This is a genomic window from Arenibacter sp. S6351L (assembly GCF_023016025.1).
Taxonomy (GTDB): Bacteria; Bacteroidota; Bacteroidia; order Flavobacteriales; family Flavobacteriaceae; genus Arenibacter; species Arenibacter algicola_B.
The window spans coordinates 68,405-89,059 of sequence record NZ_JALKBB010000009.1 but is presented as its reverse complement, the minus strand read 5'-3'; the positions used below and the strand labels follow the sequence as shown (position 1 = coordinate 89,059).

Below are 20,655 nucleotides of genomic sequence, written 5' to 3'. Positions count from 1 at the left end.
TTATTCTTTTATCAGTACTCCATCTGCCTCAAAAGCATATTTTTTCTCAACCTTTATTATAGCGGCAATTTCCTCTTCAGATTTTCCCCCATCACGGGCAAAATGTCTTTGGTCCGTTATACTCATTTCTTCAACAAAGGCCAAACCATTTACAATAACCTCTTTTCCCACTAATTCCTGTGGTACAAAGAAACCATAGTCCTTAAATTTAACCATGCTTACTTCGCCATTCCCCAATTGCAATTTCATCCAACATCCTTTTGCCTTACAAACCTCCGTTACCAGAGCGAAAAACTTGGATGCAAGCCTATCTGCTTTGGACATTTTTTCATAATTCCCAAGCATTTCCCCACTACTTAAGGCGTCGGAATCGTCAAATTGAGTTCCAAAATATTCATAACTCTCGTCAATTAAGGATGTCTTGGTCGGCACCAACGTCTTATTTTGCGCCACACTAGCCGAAAACACCATAAAAATCACAATCAAAATGTTAAATTGCCTCAAAATATTCAGAATTTAAATCACTTTACAAAACTGGGTATTTTTAGACGAAAAAAGAAGTACTACTAATGATATTTGCTTAATTTTATTGCTTTAAATTAAATCTCTATGCAAACTGTTTCAAATTCAATAATAGTTGAGAAAGTTAAAGACTCGAAAATTGATAAAGTAGATTTTGATAATTTATCGTTTGGGAAGTATTTTACAGATCACATGATGGTCTGCGATTATAAGAATGGCGCTTGGGAAACACCAAAAATAGTTCCCTATCAACCCATTACGCTTGACCCATCCGCTAAAATTTTTCATTACGGACAATCTGTTTTTGAAGGAATGAAGGCCTATAAGGACAAAGATCAAAATGTCTGGCTCTTTCGTCCTTTGGAAAACCAAAAACGGATCAACATATCGTCCAAAAGACTTGCCATGCCGGAATTCCCTGAAAATTACTTTATGGACGGTTTAACGGCACTTTTGAAATTGGATCATAAATGGATTCCAACCGCCGAAGGAAGCTCCTTATATATTAGACCTTTTGTATTTGCGTCTGGATGCGGATTCCATGCTTCCCCCTCGGACGAATACAAATTTATTATTGCCTGTTCCCCATCGGCCTCCTATTTTGCTGGGAAGGTAAAAGTTTTGATAGAGGAGAAATATTCAAGATCAGCCAATGGTGGTGTGGGTTTTGCCAAGACCGGCGGTAATTACGCCGGACAGTTTTACCCTACACAGTTGGCAGTTGAAAAGGGTTATAACCAAGTAATTTGGACCGATGACAACAGCCACGAATATATTGAGGAGGCTGGTGCCATGAATATTTTTGTTCGAATAAATGATACTTTAATTACCAGTCCTACGAGCGATAGAATATTGGACGGTATAACCAGAAAGAGCATTATAGAGATTGCCAAAGACGAAAACATAGCGGTAGAGGTTAGAAAAATTACAGTAAAAGAGGTTGTTGAAGCTTCAAAAAACGGTAGTCTTAAAGAAATGTTCGGAGCAGGTACCGCTGCGGTAATCTCCCCTATCGCCACTTTTGGTTACCAAGAAAAGGATTATGACCTTCCGGAAATAAAAGATAGTTACGCCTCCATTTTAAAGAAGCGTATTACAGACATACAATATAACAAGGCGGAAGATAAATTTGGCTGGAGATATCAAGTGGATATCAAGTAATATTAAATTTACACCTATAGAAAGCCCTTCTTCTGTAATAAATAGATGAAGGGCTTTTTTTTGATTCAATTGTACATCCCAAAATTCGATGCCCTATTTTTTATCCAAAATGTCTACCAAGTTGGGCTTAAAATAATTGGGCCCTTTAAGCACTTTTCCATCCTCCCTATAAATAGGTTTGCCATCTTCTCCCAATTTACTCATATTGCTCCGTTGTATTTCCTCGAAAACTTCCTCAATTTTATATTGCATACCATGTTCCAGTATAGTTCCACACAATATATATAGCATATCGCCAAGGGCGTCCGCCACCTCAACTACATCGTTGTTGGTTGCAGCCTCCAAATATTCCTTATTTTCCTCGTCCATCAAATTAAACCGAAGTAAATTCTTATCCTTGCCCAAATCTGCCCTGATCTCTTTGGAAACACCCAACCCAAACGAATTATGAAACAATTCTACCGCACTAAGTTTACTTTTCATTATTGTAATTATTTAAGTTAGATTTGCGTAAAAATATAAATATGTTCAGTACCGGACAATTAATTTTTGCAGGTCTTTTCTTTGTCGCTTTTGTAGTAATTACTGCGATATCCTATCAAAAAGACAAAAAATTACATGAAAAAAATTACAAAGGCGTTAAATGGGTAGGACTTTTCTTCACATTATTCATAGTAATATTATTCCTTATTAAATATTTCCTTAAAAATTAACATTTATTTTTGCTTCCCCATAAAAAGAACACCCTCATATAACAAATTGGACTTTTAGAACGTTTAATGTACGAAATGACGTAATTTTGCGTTAAGTAACTAAATCACTTAGTTGTATGGTAACTTTTTTCAGTATTTTATTAGTTCTTATTGGCATAAACGCATTACTTTTTTTAGTTAGTTTTAACAGTAGCCCCAAAAAGAAAGAAAAGTCCGTCAAAAGTATTTCAGAATCTACTACAGTAATCTTCCCCCTAGATTTAATTAACTCGAAATATAAGAAGGCAGTTTAATTCTTGTCTAAAAGAAAATTAATGCATCTTTGCCTAAATACTATTTTATGGTAGTATTTACAATTACGCTATGCCCATTATTGAGACCTTTATATATATGATATATTTTATTTACCTTGACCAAGGAATAAAAGCAATATGTAAATGAAGCAGTTTCTACTCGTCTTTCTTGGAGGGGGCCTAGGTAGCGGCTTACGGTTTTTAATAAGCAAAACATTCAACAATACTTTTCATAATTTTTTTCTCGGCACTTTTATAGCCAATATATTAGGTTGCCTGCTTATTGGTTTTATCTTAGGACTTTCTATTAAAAACAATTTCCTTTCAGCCAATCAGACCTTATTATTAACTACAGGCTTCTGTGGTGGCTTCACTACTTTTTCAACTTTTGCCCTGGAACAACACTCCTTTCTAAAAACCGGGGACCTCATCAACTTTGCTGCTTATACTCTTGCCAGTCTTGTAATTGGAATCCTTGCCGTAGCTATCGGATTCTGGTTTTCCAAGTTATAAACTCCCATCAAAATCTTTTAACACATTTATTGACCTTTCTATTTATTTTGGTGGAATTGATCATTTTCCTGCATTATCAATAGTAAAATACCCAAAAAGACGCGATTTTTTCAGTTTTTGACCAAAACAAGTGTTAAAAGTTTTAACAAATCAACATAATAATCTTTATGAATCATTATACCCTTAAAATAAATGGGGCATTTTTATATAAAATGTAATTCTAACGCATATACCCCCTAAAAAATAGGGGGGTATGTATTTAATATATATTTTTGTCTCATAAATAATAAATCAATTATGAAAAAAATCGAGGCAATTATTAGGAAGTCAAAATTTGATGACGTAAAAAAAGCGTTACATCAAATTGGAGTAAACTTTTTTAGTTACTGGGACGTAACGGGAGTTGGAAATGAAAAAGAAGGTCATGTCTATAGAGGCATTTCCTATAGTACATCCGACATTCAACGCAGGTATCTTTCCATTGTAATATCGGACGATTTCTTGGAGACTACCGTAAACACTATTCTGGAAACAGCGTATTCCGGCAACGTAGGTGACGGTAAAATTTTCGTTTCCGAAGTTTTGGAAGCCTATCGCATCAGAACAAAAGAAAGCGGAAAAGCAGGAATCAACTAAAAAAATTAAGAACCAACAAACAACAACAACAACAACATGGACGTAGGATTATTTACAGCAAATAACGTTTGGATGATGATATGTACGGCTCTCGTATTCTTCATGCATTTAGGATTTTCACTTTTGGAAATCGGACTAACCAGACAAAAAAACACAATCAACATTTTATTTAAGAACGTATTCATCATTTGTACAGGGTTGCTCCTATATTATATAGGAGGATTTAACCTTATGTATCCTGGTGATTTCAACGGCTACCTTGGTTTTGCAGGATTCGGCCTTGAAGCCCCAATATTACCAGATGGTAGTTTGGACCTTACCTATAGTGAAGGATATACCTATTGGACAGACTTTCTTTTCCAAGCGATGTTTGCCGCAACAGCTGCTACCATTGTTTCTGGAGCAGTAGCAGAACGTATTAAACTAGGTGGATTCATGATATTCACCATAGTATATGTAGGTCTGGTATATCCAATTGTAGGATCTTGGCAATGGGGTGGCGGATTCCTTTCCACACTAGGTGGTGAAGATGGAGGTTTCCATGATTTCGCAGGATCTACCTTGGTACATTCCGTTGGAGGATGGGCAGCTTTAATTGCCATATATATATTAGGACCAAGAATTGGTAAATTTAACGAAGATGGCACACCAAATGCAATTCCAGGACACAACATTCCTTTGGCAGCAGCAGGGGTACTTATTCTTTGGTTAGGCTGGTTCGGCTTTAATGGAGGATCGGTATTATCTGCAGATCCAGCTGGGACTTCAATAGTATTGGTTACAACTTGTTTGGCTGCAGCTGCAGGTGGTATAGGATCTTTTATTTTATCTACAGTTCTTTACAAAAACTATGACCTTACCATGATGTTGAACGGTATCTTGGGCGGTTTGGTAGGAATTACAGCCGGAGCTGACTTAATGTCTCCTTTCGAGTCCATCCTTATAGGTCTAATTGCAGGTGCAGTTATTGTATTGGGTGTTGCCTTGGTGGACAAATTAAAACTGGACGATCCAGTTGGAGCAGTTGCAGTGCACCTTATCTGTGGTATCTGGGGTACTTTGGCAGTAGGAATCTTTGGAGTTAAAGCTGGTGTAACACAATTTTTATATCAGTTAACAGGAGTAGCTGCAGCTGGTGTTTTCTGCTGTGTTACTGCATTTATAATTCTTTTCGCAATCAAGAAAACTTCTGGTATCAGAGTTTCCAAAGAAGAAGAATTGGAAGGCTTGGATTTACATGAGCACGGAATGGATGCTTATGCCGACTTCAGAATGAACCAACACTAATAAACAAAACAAAAGGTAACGGAGCGTTTTGCAGAACGCTCCGTTAATAACCTTTTTTCATCACAATACTCAATAATTAGCTAACATCCTTAGACAAAGGATACAAACAATTGAATTATGAAAACGATTATTTATACAAAATACGTAAAAAATTTACTATTACTAGCATTTGCCCTTGCCTCAACAGTAACTTTCGCCCAAGAAGACGAAGAGGAAGCCAAGAAATTTAGCCTAAGCGGAAGTGTTGATGCCTACTACAGAACTAACTTAAATGGTGACAACGGTTTTGACGATACTTCTGGCCTACCTAATGCCGCTCCTGGATCTTCATTTGCCAACTTACCTGGTTTTGCTTTAGGAATGGCCAATGTGATTGCCGCTTACGAAGGAGAAGATGTTGGGTTTGTAGCCGACCTTGTTTTTGGACCTAGAGGAACAGATGCTATTTTTGCTTCTCCTTTATATTCAGCTACCGGAAACATTGTAAACCAATTGTATGTATACTGGAATTTAAGCGAATCGGTTAAATTGACATTCGGTAACTTTAACACCTTCTTAGGTTACGAAGTAATATCCCCTGTTGCCAATTTTAACTACAGTACATCCTACTTGTTTTCTTACGGTCCTTTCTCCCACACTGGGTTGAAAGCAGACTTTGCCCTATCTGATGATTTTAGCTTAATGTTGGCGATCATGAACCCAACCGATCAAACTGAATTGAATCCTACAGAGAAATATGCTTTCGGTGCTCAATTGGGATATAGTGGTCAATTCCTAAACTTCCTTGCTGATGACGGGGCATTTGAAATTGACTTCACAGGTGGATTCGATTTATCAGAATCATTCTTTTTAGGAGTCAATGCGGCCCTTTACGATAATGATGATATTGGTTTTGCCGGTGTAGCTCTTTATCCACAATACGCTACTTCTGATAACTTTACCTTAGGATTAAGAGGTGAATATTTCACAGAAACAGGAGACTATGGCGCCATTGGAACTGGGGTTGAAGATTCCAGTGTTTTTGCAGTAACTCTTACAGGTAGCGCCACAATAGGCAATTTAATAATCAAGCCTGAGTTGCGATTGGATAGTGCATCAGATGATTCCTTTAATTTTCTAGATTCGGATTTGGCTCCACAAAAGAGCTTATCCTCATTTGTACTAGCAGCCGTTTACTCTTTCTAAAAAAATTGAGTTTATTATTTATAGCCCCGCTTAAAGCGGGGCTTTTTATTTTCATTCCTTTTTAAACGCCTTCACCCCTGCCGTAATCTCAATATCGAGCCTATTCTGCTTGGGAACCAACGGACAGGAATATTTTGGATTGTAAGCACAGTATGGATTATAGGCCTTATTAAAATCCAAAAGAATTGTATCTCCTGTGGGAATAGTCAAGTCTAAATATCTTCCCCCACCATAAGTTTCCTCCCCATTGGTAAGGTCCGCAAAGGGCAAAAACAAATAATCCCTGTATTTCTCCTGTTGCATCAATTCCTGATTTTGATAAACTTCCAATTTATGGGTACGTCCTTTTAGACTAAAAGTTATAATCCCAAAAACAACCTCCTCCGTCTGACGTTCTGTAGTGGTCGGCATCATAAAAGGTAAGGCCTCGGGTGTCCGAGTGAATTTTGCGATAATCCTATAGGTGGTATCCGGCTCATAAAAATCCAAAGTTGTAAAATCCTTTCTAAACCTATCCGGCAAGGGCGAGGTTTCAGGATCCTTGAATTCTTCATTCATTTTTTTCTGAAATTGCACAATATCCTCCATGGCCCCGGACTCCAGTTCCACCGTATTCTTTTCCTCTTGATCATGGTACCTCTTTTCCTTACAGCTCAATGACAATAAGAATAAAACCAAAAATAATTGCTTCATTTTCCTGCTTTTGGCATAAAAATACAACATCCATTTTTCTGAATAAAAGAATTTTGGATAGCAACCCTACCTTAGGCCGGTTTATGAAGTAAATCCGAAACTATTAATGGAAGTTTTTTTGTAAAAAAGTTTAAATCTAAAAAATAGCTACCCTCGCCCTTGTCCGTTTCCCTGAAATCGGAACTAAATATGTGATGAGGAATGATACCAGGAATCAATAGCCTTCAACAAGCCATAATTACCCCTAGGACAGTTACTTATTCTTCAATGGTTTCGTAACGGGCATCTTTTAAGTATTTGGCCACAATGTCATTGAATTCGGGGGTTATACGTAGCAAAGCGGTATTTTCCAAACCATATAATTCAACTTTGTCCGTATATCCTTTCTTTAATAATTCTTCCAAATAAAACAGGGAGGTTCCGTAATCCTCCATTCTAGCACTATTCGATATTATTTTGAGGTAATAGCTATGGTCCAAGGGATCCGTTATCGTCTTTAGCATCCAAAGCAGACTCAGAACTTCCTGATCTACCTGACTTCCGGAATTTACTATATCTATATTATCTTCGATCAGTGCATTTACATAACCCAAAAGACGTTTTCCCATTTCTCTTTCCGCCTCTATTTTACTGTTATCGTATTTCTTCAACTCACCCATTTGATAAATCCACCAACCCAAATTATTATAATTATAGGTTGCTAAATCCTCCTCCAAATAATATACATAATCCTCCTTAATAAATGACTCCTTCAATAAAGTGTTGTTCTCATTGCGTGTCATGGTCTTAAAAAGCTTATCTTTTTTAAGTTCACGCTTTATTTTTTTAAGGGAATCCGTATCCTTCAAGACCCTATATACGGACATAACTTCATCCAATAAATTATCGGCCTGAATTAATCTGTTGGATCTAATCAAAAGATTGATTTCCTCCAAATTTTGGGCATACGTATCATTTATATAAACCTCATCTATCTCCGATTGCCCTTTAGCCATGGCTGACAAAGTGAAAATTTCCAAGGCCTTTCCAAGATATTTGGTATCTGGCCATTCATGCCCCCCGTTAAATACCAATAATTGATTGGGAAATTTTAAACGCCCCATAAGGGACTTCCCAACCAACATTTCCGGATAGGCATAATCCTCCTTTCCTACAATACCTATAAAATGAAATAAATTGTTCGTATCCAATATATCCATATTGGGATATACGGCGCCGCAGGAAATTACGCCAGCTATACCTCTTACAAAAATAGGTAGCACTGATGCAAATCTGGCACCACTATCAAAGCCGGCACTATAGGTTCTATTCTTATGAATGGGCAACAGTCCAATAATATCATTGAACATTCTTCCTGTAATCAGGATATTCTGGGAAGTGGTCAAAGAATCATTTACATTGTTGGGTGCCGCAAGAATATACCCATGCTTTTCCGCCGCCCCCTTGAACATACGTATGGCCCTTTTTCCTTGACCTTCCATATCAAAAACAAAAAGTATGGGCCAATTCCTATCCATTTCAAAGCTGGTAGGTAGAAATAGGGAATAACTTTCAGATATGGAATCCTTTACCACAATTGAATCGATTACGACACCTTTTTTCAAGGTCATCTGTTGTGAACTACCCAATAAACCGACTCCAAGAAACAGAAATAATATTATTTTTCTCATAGAATTATTGTCATCAAATATCTAGCCAAATTAATATAATATTTCGGCCATTCCGAAACGCCATAGATACTGTTAACCGTTATTACAGCCAAAAATACTTCCAGCTCTTTGCACCTAGGCGTTACAATACATTAAATTAAATAATAAAAATATAGCACCAAAGCTATCAACCTCTTTTAATTACAATTTACCTGTTATATAGCTACTATTACGCCTCTCTTTTTTTAATGGGCGCGTTGGACACTACATCGGATAGAATAATATGGGTACGCGTCTCCCCATATTGAATAAGCTTGTCTATAAATTTTTCCAAATGAAATTGATCTTTTAAGACCACCAACATTATAATATTTTCATTGCCCGTAATCCTATAACAATTAACTACTTCTTCATAAGTGTTTACAATATCCAAGAAAGGCCGTAACTTCCCCATAAAGGCACGCAGCGTAATTATAGCTTTTAATTGATAACCGGTATGTGAATGGGACACCACAGCTTTGTAACCTGAGATAACCCCGATGTCTTCCATTTTCTTCACTCTTTCGGCAACCGCAGGGGGTGTTAAGCCCACTTTTCGGCCAATATTGGCAAAAGATTCCCTGGCATTTTCCTGAAGTAATTTTAAAATCTTCCAATTAAGGACATCAATCTTTGTATTCAAAACTAAATGGATTAAAATTATTAACTTTCAATAGCTAAAATACAATTTTACTTTGTTATATAAACTCCAATTTGCTAATTTCGACGTAATTTTATATAATAGAAGTTGTTATAAAAAGATGCCTTACAAAAACTTAAGTACGATTCCGATTTATCGCAAATCCTTGGATCTTTTACAGATGAGCAGGGAAATTGCTTCGTACCTATCCTACAACAAGGATCTGCTTAAATTATATCAATCTAACAGCCATAGGGATATTATGGTAGATTCCCTATTAACTGATTCTATTTTAATTCCGCAACAAATTGAAGCAGCTGAACGCTCCGAATGCTATGCTGCCCGAATGAGAAGTGCCACCTTTATCAATGTTATCATAAGAAATATAAGTTCTTATTGTACCGGTTTGGAAAAAGATGGGGTAAAGGAAAAGGAATACTTAAATCTTTTGAGAAGCGAAATTAAAAGTTTCAGAAGGTTGTACAAAGTGTGGAGACGATCTATTAGGAGCTAATCCTTTCTGCTTATTTCCCTGTATTTTTAATTCATAAGAATCTTATATTTTACCCATAATCGACCTTAAAACCAATTGAGTCCATATCCGCTCAGCTACATATTCCTCCTGTACTGACCCCCTACAGCAAACAACGCATCTGTAATTTGCCCCAAGGAACAGAACTTGGTAACCTCCATCAACTTTTCAAAAATATTCTCGTTTCTAACCGCTATTTCCTGTAACTCCTTTAATTGGGTATTGGCAGTCACCCCCATCATAGCATGTAAATTTTCCAAGGTACCTATTTGGGCCTGTTTTTCGCACTCTGTAGCACGTATAACTTCTACTGGCAAAATTGTTGGCGAACCTTTGGAGCTCAGAAAGGTGTTTACTCCTATAATTGGAAATTCCCCGTTGTGCTTTAACGTCTCATAGTAAAGGCTCTCCTCCTGAATTTTGGATCTCTGATACATTGTTTCCATGGCTCCCAGTACACCCCCACGTTCTGTAATACGGTCAAACTCCAATAACACGGCCTCTTCCACAAGATCTGTCAACTCTTCAATTATAAAGGAACCCTGTAAGGGGTTTTCATTTTTTGTCAAGCCCAACTCTTTGTTTATGATCAATTGAATGGCCATAGCTCTACGAACGGACTCCTCTGTTGGAGTGGTTATTGCCTCATCATAGGCATTGGTATGCAAAGAATTACAATTGTCATAGATAGCATATAGCGCCTGTAATGTAGTACGGATATCATTAAAATCTATTTCCTGGGCGTGTAAGCTTCGCCCAGAAGTTTGGATATGGTACTTTAACATCTGCGCCCTGGGATCAGCTCCATACTTAAGGTGCATTGCCTTTGCCCATATGCGCCGCGCAACCCTTCCAATTACGGCATATTCCGGGTCTATCCCATTTGAAAAGAAAAAGGATAGGTTGGGACCAAATTTATTGATATCCATCGCCCTACTTAAATAATACTCCACATAGGTAAAACCGTTAGACAGCGTAAACGCCAATTGGGTAATGGGATTGGCCCCTGCCTCTGCAATGTGATACCCGGAAATGGAAACCGAATAAAAATTGCGTACTGAGTGCTGAATAAAATATTCCTGAACATCCCCCATTAGTCGGAGGGCAAATTCTGTTGAAAAAATGCAGGTATTTTGAGCCTGATCTTCTTTTAGGATATCTGCCTGCACCGTACCCCTTACCGTATTGAGAGTCTTCTTTTTAATTTCGGCATATACACTTTTGGACAAGACCTGGTCTCCCGTAATACCCAATAGCATTAAGCCCAAACCGTTATTTCCTTCCGGTAATTCTCCCCTGTATTTTGGCCTAGGGATACCTTTTGCCTCGTATAATGCAGCTATTTTCCTATCTACCTCATTTTCCAGCCCATTTTTCAAAATATATTTCTCACAATTCTGATCAATAGCGGCATTCATAAAATAACCCAACAACATGGGCGCAGGACCATTGATGGTCATACTAACAGAGGTAGTGGGGCTGCATAGATCAAATCCGGAATACAATTTTTTGGCATCGTCCAAACAGCAGATGGAAACCCCTGCGTTGCCAATTTTTCCGTATATATCAGGCCTATAATCCGGATCCTGACCATACAGGGTTACCGAATCGAATGCCGTGGATAAACGCTTGGCCGGCAATCCCAAACTAACGTAATGAAAACGCCTGTTTGTACGTTCAGGGCCACCTTCCCCCGCAAACATTCTTGTAGGATCTTCTTCTGTTCTCTTAAAAGGATAGAGTCCGGCTGTATAAGGAAATTCACCAGGTACATTTTCTTGGAGAATCCAACCCAAAATATCGCCCCATGCCCTGTATTTTGGAAGTGCCACTTTTGGAATATCGGTTTGGGCCAGTGATTTTGTATGAGTTTCCAATTTTAACTCTTTTCCCCTTACCTTAAAACTAAAGATTGGAGTTTTGTACTGTTGAACCTTTTTTTCCCAATTTAGGATCAGTTCCCAATTATGGGAATCCAGATCCATTTTTATCTCGTCGAACTCTTTGAACAGGAGCTTCAATAATTGTTTTTTATCCTCAGATAGGGATAACTCTAAAATTGCTTCCGTATTTAACCCTTCTTTTAGGAGAAATTTATTAAAATCTACCTTGGCATCCACCCGGCAAATAGCTTGTATAGTCTTAAAAATACCATATAACTTTTGGGCCAACTCGGCTTGATGAAGCACCTTTTTATCATAGGCCCGATTGTTGTCGGCTATTTCGGACAGATAACGTGTACGCGAAGGAGGAATTATATAAACCTTCTCTTCATCGCCATTTCCTATTTGGAATTGGGAATTTAAGGCTGTTCCGGTTTTTGAAACCAATTTATCCATTACGGACTTATACAAACGATTCATGCCCGGGTCATTAAATTGTGAGGCTATTGTCCCAAAAATAGGTAGCTCATCCTGATCACCCTCCCAAAGTCCATGATTGCGCACATATTGCTTTTTCACATCCCTTAAAGCGTCCAGAGCCCCTCTTTTATCGAACTTATTAATAGCTACGATATCCGCAAAATCCAACATATCTATTTTTTCCAGCTGGGTGGCCGCCCCAAATTCGGGTGTCATAACATATAAGGAAACATCACTGTGTTCAATAATCTCGGTATCCGATTGGCCAATTCCCGAAGTTTCTAAAATAATCAAATGGAACCCTGCCACTTTTAGAACTTGAACTGCCTCGTCCACGTGTTTGGACAATGCCAAATTGGACTGCCTAGTAGCCAACGATCTCATATAGACCCGGGAATTGTTGATGGCGTTCATGCGTATCCGATCTCCCAACAAAGCACCCCCCGTTTTCCTTTTGGATGGATCAACAGAAATTATCCCGATGGTTTTAGCTGGGAAATCCAATAGGAATCTTCTGACCAATTCATCTACCAAACTAGATTTTCCAGCACCTCCCGTCCCCGTAATTCCAAGTACCGGCACGGTACTTTTCAATTCAGCCAAATCCGAAAAATCCTTTAGAAAATCCTCATGCCTATTTTCGGCCAAGGTAATCAGCCGCGCTATGGCATTTACATTCTTTTCTTTTAATAATTGGACCATTGACCGCCCCTCTGGAATTTCCAAAGAAGGAACGGGAAAATCACTTTGCCTAACCAAATCATTTATCATTCCCTGTAGCCCCATGGTCCTGCCATCATCCGGAGAATATATTCTGCTTATCCCATAATCCATTAATTCTTTTATCTCCGCAGGAAGAATTACCCCTCCACCACCTCCAAAAATCTTAATATGGTCCGCACCCCTATCCCGTAAAAGATCGTGCATATACTTAAAATACTCCATGTGGCCTCCCTGGTATGAAGTAATGGCAATGGCATTTACATCTTCCTGTATGGCACAATCAACCACCTCGGACACACTACGATCGTGACCCAAATGAATTACCTCCACACCGGTAGACTGAATAATACGCCTCATCATATTAATCGCCGCATCGTGACCATCAAACAAGGATGCTGCCGTAACTATACGAACTTTATTTTTAGGAATATATGGTGGCTTCTGCTTCATAACTTCAATACTAATTCCCTTTTATCGATTTAATAAAATACCCGTATTCACAATCACTGCTCCATGCGATTATTCAAGGAATTGGATTAGGGAGGCGCTCTCTTTTTAATAGACAAAAAAAGGACCATTATTTGGGTGCAATTTAACGAAAACGCAAAAATTATAGCAATAAAATTAGAATTTTATAAAAATACCCCTCAACCTGAGTACTTCATTCCTAAAATCCTAATTTTGCGACCTAAAATGATTAAACTTTGAAGACAACTATCCTCATTAATTGCCCCGACCAATCCGGAATTATCAGTTCGGTAACCGGATTTATACATAGAAAAGGTGGCAATATTATTTATATTGATCAGCACGTAGATAAAGAAGCGGGTGTGTTTTTCATGAGACTGGAAAGCGATTTTGAAAAGAACATTCCAGCTGTGAAAAATTTGAAGCAAGAGTTTGAAAATGAATTGGCCCTACCCTACCAAATGGAGTGGAGTTTGTATTTGGGATCCGTAAAACCTAAAATGGCCCTTTTTGTTTCCAAATACAATCATTGTTTATACGATTTATTAAGCAGGTACAATTCAGGTGAACTGGAGGTTGATATACCCTTCATCCTAAGCAACCACAGTGATTTGGAATATGTGGCCAAACAATTCGATATTCCATTTTTTCATGTACCTGTAACAAAAAGTACAAAAAGTGAGGCCGAAAACCAGCAATTGGCACTTTTGAAAGAATATCAAATAGATTTTATAGTACTGGCTAGATATATGCAAATTGTAACCAGCAAGGTTATTGACAACTATCCCAATAAGATCATCAACATACACCATTCCTTTCTTCCGGCCTTTGCCGGTGCAAAGCCATACCATGCCGCCTTTGAGAGGGGGGTTAAAATTATAGGTGCCACCAGTCATTACGTTACCGAAGAATTGGATGCCGGTCCTATTATAGAACAGGATGTTACCACTGTAACCCATGCGCATAGCATCAAGGACTTTATAACCAAGGGAAGGGATTTGGAAAAAATTGTACTATCCAGGGCCGTAAAGCTTCACATTAGAAGGAAGACAATGGTCTACAACAACAAAACCGTAATTTTCTCGTAGCCCCAAGTACTAAATCCCTATAGCATAAGTTATAGTTGTAACTCTAAAATTTTAAAATGAAAAAAATCTTATTAGCCGTAATCCTATTTCAATTTATTGGATGTTCGGAATTACAACAGGTAGTGAATCAATTACCCCAAGGAGGTACCATTGGCAATGACGAAATTGCAAACGGATTAAAGGAAGCCCTTAATATGGGAATCGATAAACAGGTAAGTAAACTTACCGCAACCGATGGCTTTTTTGGTAACGAACTGGTAAAAATTATGCTGCCCGAGGAATTACAGAAAGTAGACAAAACCCTCAGGGACATTGGCCTGTCCAGCCTAGCCGATGAAGGCCTAAAAATACTGAATAGGGCCGCAGAGGATGCCGTTGGTGAAGCGACCCCCATATTTGTCAACGCCGTAAAGGGAATGACCTTTACCGACGCCAAAAACATTCTTTTGGGATCGGACAATGCAGCAACCATATACCTTACCAATGCTACACAAACAGAACTCTATAATAAATTTAACCCTGTGATCAAAAACTCCTTTGAAAAGGTGGGGGCAGATAAGATCTGGAACAACCTAATTACGAGATACAATAACATTCCCCTTACCAATAATGTAAATCCGGATCTTACAGATTACGTTACCCAAGAGGCCTTGAATGGGGTATTTACGATGATTGCCGTTGAAGAAAAAGAGATTAGGAACAAGGTTTCCTCAAGAACCACGGAGGTGTTGAAAAAAGTTTTTGCCCTACAGGATTAAAAATGAACAATTTATGGGCTTTTTACGCAATTAATCCTAAAAATTTACGTTACACTTAAACAAACAGACATTACAACCTTTAATTTGCCTAGAAAAGCAATACAGTTATATCTAAAGAATTTGAGTTAGTATTTTTTGAGTTAGTTAGTTTAAAACCGGTGGGAGCACCGGTTTTTTTTGTGCAGTATACTATTTACAAAGAACCCACATCCATTTGGATTTAACAACAATGTCAGATCCAATATCAACTATTCCCTTAAAGGATAAGTTTAAATTATTTTACCAAAAGATACTGTATGACCGTATCATTAAAAAACCGTGGCTGCTCCACATTTACAACATGTCCACAGTTTTGGACCACTATCAGTTCGGCACTTTTATGATCCAACACAATTTGTTTAATTGTGGGCAAGAACAAATAGTCCTCTGCCCCCATTACGTAAAGCGTAGGAATTTTTATATCTACCGTTCTAAAAAAGTGGAGCAATGGATTAATCTCCGAGGTTAACTTGAACCATCGGATAAATTCCTTTTGGTACAATTTTTTCGCCTCGCGAACAAAAAGTAATCGCGATTCCTTATGGTTCTTATTCGGCATAATTACAAAGGCAAAAAATTTGTACAGCCATAAATAAGGGACTATAGATTTTAAAATAACCCCAAGTCTCATCAATATTTGAGACCTTAGGTTTAATTTCATAATGGCCCCTCCCATAATCATGCTCTCCACCCGATGGGGGTGCTTCTCTGCTAAATTTCGGATCAAGATTGTGCCCAGGGAAATTCCAATAAAATGAGATTTTTCAATCTTTTCAAAATTGATCACCTCCAATATATCCTCAGTTATATTATCAAAAGTATACTTGTTCTTAAAGGCATCCTTTAGATGTATCTTAGAATTGCCATGCCCTCTTAGATCCAATAAAAGCACATTAAAATGCTTTTTAAATTCCCTAAGCTGCTTGTACCAAATAGTAGAGCTACCTCCTGCACCATGCACAAAAGTCACCCATTTGGTAGAGGTATCATGGCTATGTATATTATAACTTATCAATATTCATTTTTTATAAATGTAGTGTAAATTCCAATACTCTTGATAGGGCTCAAATAAATCAAAATATACTCTCCAACATTGCCACAAGGTTAAAAAATAGACAAATTACCTGATTATTAGATAAATGCACTTTCAGATAGCTCCTCTTAAACCTTGTTTCTAGTTATATTTGTAAGAAAAAAATTATATGGAAAATCAATATTGTAAAGTTGGCTCGGTATCCCCAATGATCAACAGTTCAAAAGAAATAAGCTTTTTGGAATGTCAATACCAAAGTTTCATGGACAAGGCGACCAGTAAAAAATATTCCGATTCAAAACTTGCTGAATTTTTTGAATTGAAAGCTTCTAAAATCCAAAAAATCATTCAAACCCTGACACATTAGAAAACTTAGCGTTTTTTAAGTTCCACACTCATTTCCTGTTGCAATTCTTTTGCCTTTTCGGCAGAAGCCTGCGCAAAATTTTCTTGGTCCGAGGCATAAATAATCCCCCTGGATGAGTTTACCAAAAGACCTACATTATCGCTCATCCCATATTTGCACACTTCAGCTAAGCTGCCTCCTTGCGCCCCTACTCCCGGAACAAGAAGAAAACTATTTGGAATAATATTTCTTATTTCCATCAAAAAAGTCGCCTTGGTCGCACCAACTACATACATTAGATTTTCGGAATTTTCATAAGTTTTTGAAATCTCCAGTACCTGCTTGTACAGCTCCTTTCCGTCTACCATTTTTGTTTGAAAATCGAACGCCCCCATATTGGAAGTTAGTGCCAGTAATATGGTATGTTTATCCTTAAAAGCTAAAAATGGCTCCACGGAATCCCTTCCCATATAAGGTGCAATAGTTACAGAATCGAATCCCAAATCCTCAAAAAAGGCTTTGGCATAACGGGTGGAGGTATTACCAATATCTCCACGTTTGGCATCTGCAATTGTAAATATTTCGGGGTAGTTGCTATTTAAGTAGTTGATGGTTTTCTCCAAAGCCTGCCATCCTTTTATCCCATAAGCCTCATAAAAGGCGGTATTGGGCTTATAGGCAACACATAAATGGTGTGTGGCATCAATTATAGCCTTGTTAAAAGCAAAAATGGGATCTTCCTCTTGTAATAGATGCTTTGGAACCTTATCCAAGTCCGTATCCAACCCAATACAAAGAAAGGATTCCTTTTTTCGAATCTCTCCAACTAAAAAATCAGTGGTCATAGGAATTAAAATATCTCAGAGGCCTCCTTTAATTTCTCCGTATTCTCAACCAAACTCAATTCGTCTATGATACGTTGAATATCGCCATTAATAATGTTTTGTAGGTCGTAAAGCGTTAATCCGATCCTATGGTCTGTTACCCTCCCTTGTGGGTAATTATAGGTTCTAATTTTAGCCGAACGGTCACCACTACTTACCTGTGAATTTCTCTTGGCGGCATCTTCCTCCTGTTTTTTGGCCAATTCCATATCATACAATCGCGAGCGTAGTACCCTAAAAGCCTTTTCCTTGTTTTTGTGCTGTGATTTCTGATCCTGACACTGTGCCACCAAACCTGTTGGTATATGGGTTAGACGTACTGCCGAATAAGTAGTGTTAACGGATTGACCTCCTGGTCCGGAAGAACAGAAAAAATCTATCCGCACGTCCTTGGGATCTATCTGTACATCAAAATCCTCGGCCTCTGGAAGCACCATTACCGTAGCGGCACTGGTATGGACCCTTCCTTGGGTTTCGGTCTGTGGAACACGCTGAACCCGGTGCACCCCTGCTTCAAACTTAAGGGTACCATAAACATCCTCGCCAGTAACCTCGAACTGAATTTCCTTATATCCGCCACTTGTACCTTCACTTAGGTCAATTACATTCGTTTTCCATCCTTTGGACTCGCAATATTTGGTGTACATTCTGAAAAGATCGCCCGCAAAAATACTGGCTTCATCCCCTCCTGTACCAGCTCTAACCTCCACTACTACGTTTTTGGAATCTTCTGGATCTTTAGGAATCAGCATCAATTTAATCTCTTCCTCCAATTTGGGCAATTTTTCCTTGGCCTCCTCCAACTGCATTTTGGCCATATCCACCATTTCAGGATCACTGCCATCGGACAGAATCTCCTCTGCCTCAGATATGTTATTGGTATACTCCAAATAAAGATCCCTCTTGTCTACCAGTTGTTTTAAATCCTTATATTCCTTATTTAGTGCCACATAACGCTTTTGATCAGCGATAATACCAGGCTGAATTATAAGGTCCGAAACCTCATCAAAACGTTGCTTTACTATGTTTAATTTATCTATCATATACAATCTACACTTGGACTGCGAATTTACGATAATTTTGTACATTTAAGCATATCCTATTCATTAGATGAATTCAATTTTCAATTTTAGAACCTTTCAATTGAGTTTCCACTTTGCCAAGCCTTACCTTTGGATATCCTTTCTTATTACCGTTTTTATGCTATTTAGCGGGAGTGTTATTTTTAAGATATCCCACCTAAACACCATGATCCTGAGTTCCAAGATATTGTTCTACCTAGGGGTCTTCCTGACGTATTTTGACATTGGATTGCGAAAGCGTTTAACGTTTTATCAAAATTTCGGCCTGTCCAAAACAGTCCTTATCCTAATTTCATTTCTCTTAGACACCTTCATAACCCTATTATTCATTAAACTCGTCCGTTTATTTTGACCTTGGAAATAGACAGCGTTGATTTGGAGTTTGATGGAAAAAAGGTTCTGTACGGCATTTACATAAAGTCGGAACGCGGAAAAGTTACCGGAATCCTCGGAAGAAATGGCAGTGGAAAAACTTCCTTGTTGAGAATATTATTTGGGGATCTACAGCCTAAATACAAGAACATCCGTACTAATGGAAAGTGCCTGCCCAGACCTTTGTACAGAACAGAAAAAATAGGTTACCTACCCCAATATTCACTTTTGCCAAAGCATTTAAATATTAACCGTGCATTTAAGCTATTCAATGTTTCATGGGAGCAGTTCCTTAACCTTTTCCAGAGTTTTAAGATATATAACAAGAAAAGGATAAAAGACTTATCCAGTGGGGAAATTAGGGTTATTGAAGCTTACTTAGTTCTCATGTCCAATAAGGAAATTATACTTTTGGACGAACCCTTTTCATTCATTGCACCAATATATGTGGAGAAATTCAAGGCCCTTATCCGCCAGGCAAAGAAAAGGAGTATTATAATCCTGACCGATCATTTTTACAATGATATTTTAGCTGTCAGCGATACGGTCTATCTTCTTAAAAATGGTTGTTCAAAAAAAATAGAAGACAAGGCAGAACTTAAGAGAGAAGGCTATATTAATTAAGGCTCAATTGAATAAGATACCGCTGCTTTTGTGCATTTTATTATTACTGTCCACAATAATGGCCTCGGTCCCCTTTAATTGGTTTATAAGTGCCATTCCCGAATCAACTCCAAGTACAAAAATAGCCGTGGCCAACGCATCTGACCATTCGGCGGTTTTGGAAAAGACCGATACACTATTTATTCCTGAAATAGGGTTTCCGGTCCGGGGATCAAGTATATGGGAATATTTCTTACCGTCAAATGTGATAAATTTATCATAACTCTCGGAAGTAGCTACAGAAGATTCCAGAACGGGCAGCCACGAAAATATCTTGTCTTTGCTCAGCGGATTTGCAATGCCGATCAACCACTTTTCCCCGGTAGCCTTGGTACCCCATGTAGTTAGATCACCGGAGGCATTGATAACCCCTGCGCTAACCTGCTTCCCCACCAAAAGTTCTTTGGCCTTATCGGCCGCATAACCCTTTGCTATACCGCCTAGACCGATCTTCATCCCTTTGAATTGCAGGAATACCGTACGATCTTCCTCGTTCAGGATAATTTTTTTATACCCCACCTTGCTTACGGATTGTTTAATTTCCTCCTTGCTAGGCTTATATTTCATGGAACCATCAAACTTCCAGATCTTGTCCAACCCGGCAAATGTAATATCAAATGCACCATTGGTTATTTCAGAAATCTGGTTTGCCCTTTCAATTAGCTTAAACAGCTCTACACTTACCTTAACAGGCTTTATTCCGGCATTTTTATTGATTTTTGAAGTTTCCGATTCCTCGTCCCATGAAGATATCAGTTTTTCTATTCTTTTAATTTCAGAAACAGCCTCTTCAATATTTATATAGCCTATTTCCTCATTATCGGCTACTACGGTAATATCAAATTTATCGCCCATTAAGTTCACCGATCGCTGAACGGTAACATACTTAAGCTCCTGGGCATGGCCTATTAGGACCATACAACATATTAAAAAAGAAAATAAAACCCTCACCCTAGAACAAGATTAAACATTG

At 38.1% G+C, this 20,655-nt stretch carries 19 protein-coding genes; 9 read left to right on the top strand and 10 right to left on the bottom strand.

The window, feature by feature from the left end; all coding sequences use genetic code 11:
• A complete protein-coding gene (locus tag MWU82_RS09680; protein WP_247096225.1) occupies nucleotides 1-504 on the bottom strand; it encodes a DUF4920 domain-containing protein in 504 nt (167 codons plus the stop codon).
• Nucleotides 505-609: 105 nt separating this feature from the next.
• On the opposite strand from MWU82_RS09680, the gene MWU82_RS09675 reads away from it, so the two are divergent.
• The gene (locus tag MWU82_RS09675) at nucleotides 610-1,683 is read left to right on the top strand and encodes a branched-chain amino acid aminotransferase (RefSeq protein WP_247096224.1); all 1,074 of its coding nucleotides are present in this window, start codon (nucleotides 610-612) and stop codon (nucleotides 1,681-1,683) included.
• 93 nt (nucleotides 1,684-1,776) lie between these two features.
• Here MWU82_RS09675 and MWU82_RS09670 read toward each other — a convergent pair whose 3' ends face one another.
• Nucleotides 1,777-2,166 (bottom strand): nucleoside triphosphate pyrophosphohydrolase family protein, encoded by a 390-nt coding sequence (locus MWU82_RS09670; RefSeq protein WP_215948599.1) that lies wholly within the window; start codon nucleotides 2,164-2,166, stop codon nucleotides 1,777-1,779.
• Between the two features lie 667 nt (nucleotides 2,167-2,833).
• Between MWU82_RS09670 and crcB the strand changes: the two genes are divergently transcribed.
• The 4 genes from crcB to MWU82_RS09645 all read left to right on the top strand — a co-directional run bounded on the left by crcB (nucleotide 2,834) and on the right by MWU82_RS09645 (nucleotide 6,310).
• Nucleotides 2,834-3,202: a fluoride efflux transporter CrcB gene (gene crcB, locus MWU82_RS09660; protein WP_247096222.1), complete on the top strand. Its 369-nt coding sequence runs from the start codon at nucleotides 2,834-2,836 to the stop codon at nucleotides 3,200-3,202.
• Nucleotides 3,203-3,499: 297 nt separating this feature from the next.
• A complete protein-coding gene (locus MWU82_RS09655; RefSeq protein ID WP_111625191.1) occupies nucleotides 3,500-3,838 on the top strand; it encodes a P-II family nitrogen regulator in 339 nt (112 codons plus the stop codon).
• Nucleotides 3,839-3,874: 36 nt separating this feature from the next.
• A complete protein-coding gene (gene amt / locus MWU82_RS09650) occupies nucleotides 3,875-5,125 on the top strand; it encodes an ammonium transporter (protein WP_247096221.1) in 1,251 nt (416 codons plus the stop codon).
• A 117-nt stretch (nucleotides 5,126-5,242) separates the two neighbouring features.
• Entirely contained in the window at nucleotides 5,243-6,310 is a 1,068-nt protein-coding gene (locus tag MWU82_RS09645; RefSeq protein ID WP_215948602.1) for an outer membrane beta-barrel protein, read from the top strand.
• A 51-nt stretch (nucleotides 6,311-6,361) separates the two neighbouring features.
• Here the strand turns inward: MWU82_RS09645 and MWU82_RS09640 are convergent, their stop codons facing one another.
• From MWU82_RS09640 to MWU82_RS09630, 3 genes are all read right to left on the bottom strand, one after another.
• A complete protein-coding gene (locus MWU82_RS09640; RefSeq protein WP_215948603.1) occupies nucleotides 6,362-7,003 on the bottom strand; it encodes a DUF1684 domain-containing protein in 642 nt (213 codons plus the stop codon).
• A gap of 257 nt (nucleotides 7,004-7,260) precedes the next feature.
• The gene (locus tag MWU82_RS09635; protein WP_247096220.1) at nucleotides 7,261-8,673 is read right to left on the bottom strand and encodes an alpha/beta hydrolase; all 1,413 of its coding nucleotides are present in this window, start codon (nucleotides 8,671-8,673) and stop codon (nucleotides 7,261-7,263) included.
• A gap of 208 nt (nucleotides 8,674-8,881) precedes the next feature.
• Nucleotides 8,882-9,334 (bottom strand): Lrp/AsnC family transcriptional regulator, encoded by a 453-nt coding sequence (locus MWU82_RS09630; protein WP_111625259.1) that lies wholly within the window; start codon nucleotides 9,332-9,334, stop codon nucleotides 8,882-8,884.
• A gap of 118 nt (nucleotides 9,335-9,452) precedes the next feature.
• On the opposite strand from MWU82_RS09630, the gene MWU82_RS09625 reads away from it, so the two are divergent.
• Nucleotides 9,453-9,845, top strand: a complete 393-nt coding sequence (locus MWU82_RS09625; RefSeq protein WP_031444683.1) for a hypothetical protein — start codon at nucleotides 9,453-9,455, stop codon at nucleotides 9,843-9,845.
• Between the two features lie 95 nt (nucleotides 9,846-9,940).
• Here MWU82_RS09625 and MWU82_RS09620 read toward each other — a convergent pair whose 3' ends face one another.
• Nucleotides 9,941-13,399: a methylmalonyl-CoA mutase family protein gene (locus MWU82_RS09620; RefSeq protein WP_247096219.1), complete on the bottom strand. Its 3,459-nt coding sequence runs from the start codon at nucleotides 13,397-13,399 to the stop codon at nucleotides 9,941-9,943.
• Nucleotides 13,400-13,653: 254 nt separating this feature from the next.
• On the opposite strand from MWU82_RS09620, the gene purU reads away from it, so the two are divergent.
• Entirely contained in the window at nucleotides 13,654-14,505 is an 852-nt protein-coding gene (purU, locus tag MWU82_RS09615) for a formyltetrahydrofolate deformylase (protein WP_215948606.1), read from the top strand.
• Between the two features lie 56 nt (nucleotides 14,506-14,561).
• Nucleotides 14,562-15,263, top strand: a complete 702-nt coding sequence (locus MWU82_RS09610) for a DUF4197 domain-containing protein (protein WP_215948607.1) — start codon at nucleotides 14,562-14,564, stop codon at nucleotides 15,261-15,263.
• Nucleotides 15,264-15,537: 274 nt separating this feature from the next.
• Here the strand turns inward: MWU82_RS09610 and MWU82_RS09605 are convergent, their stop codons facing one another.
• The 3 genes from MWU82_RS09605 to prfA form a co-directional block, all read right to left on the bottom strand.
• The gene (locus MWU82_RS09605; RefSeq protein ID WP_215948608.1) at nucleotides 15,538-16,317 is read right to left on the bottom strand and encodes an alpha/beta hydrolase; all 780 of its coding nucleotides are present in this window, start codon (nucleotides 16,315-16,317) and stop codon (nucleotides 15,538-15,540) included.
• Between the two features lie 390 nt (nucleotides 16,318-16,707).
• Nucleotides 16,708-17,526, bottom strand: coding sequence for an orotidine-5'-phosphate decarboxylase (gene pyrF / locus MWU82_RS09600; protein ID WP_247096218.1), 819 nt, complete (start codon nucleotides 17,524-17,526; stop codon nucleotides 16,708-16,710).
• 5 nt (nucleotides 17,527-17,531) lie between these two features.
• Complete coding sequence (gene prfA / locus MWU82_RS09595; protein WP_215948610.1) at nucleotides 17,532-18,608, bottom strand: peptide chain release factor 1; 1,077 nt, start codon at nucleotides 18,606-18,608, stop codon at nucleotides 17,532-17,534.
• A 387-nt stretch (nucleotides 18,609-18,995) separates the two neighbouring features.
• Between prfA and MWU82_RS09590 the strand changes: the two genes are divergently transcribed.
• Nucleotides 18,996-19,643 carry an ATP-binding cassette domain-containing protein gene (locus MWU82_RS09590; protein ID WP_215948611.1) on the top strand — a complete coding sequence of 216 codons (648 nt, stop codon included), beginning with the start codon at nucleotides 18,996-18,998 and terminating at the stop codon, nucleotides 19,641-19,643.
• Nucleotides 19,644-19,646: 3 nt separating this feature from the next.
• On the opposite strand, the gene MWU82_RS09585 is transcribed toward MWU82_RS09590, so the two are convergent.
• Nucleotides 19,647-20,600 carry an FAD:protein FMN transferase gene (locus MWU82_RS09585; RefSeq protein ID WP_247096217.1) on the bottom strand — a complete coding sequence of 318 codons (954 nt, stop codon included), beginning with the start codon at nucleotides 20,598-20,600 and terminating at the stop codon, nucleotides 19,647-19,649.
• Nucleotides 20,601-20,655 lie beyond the last annotated feature (55 nt).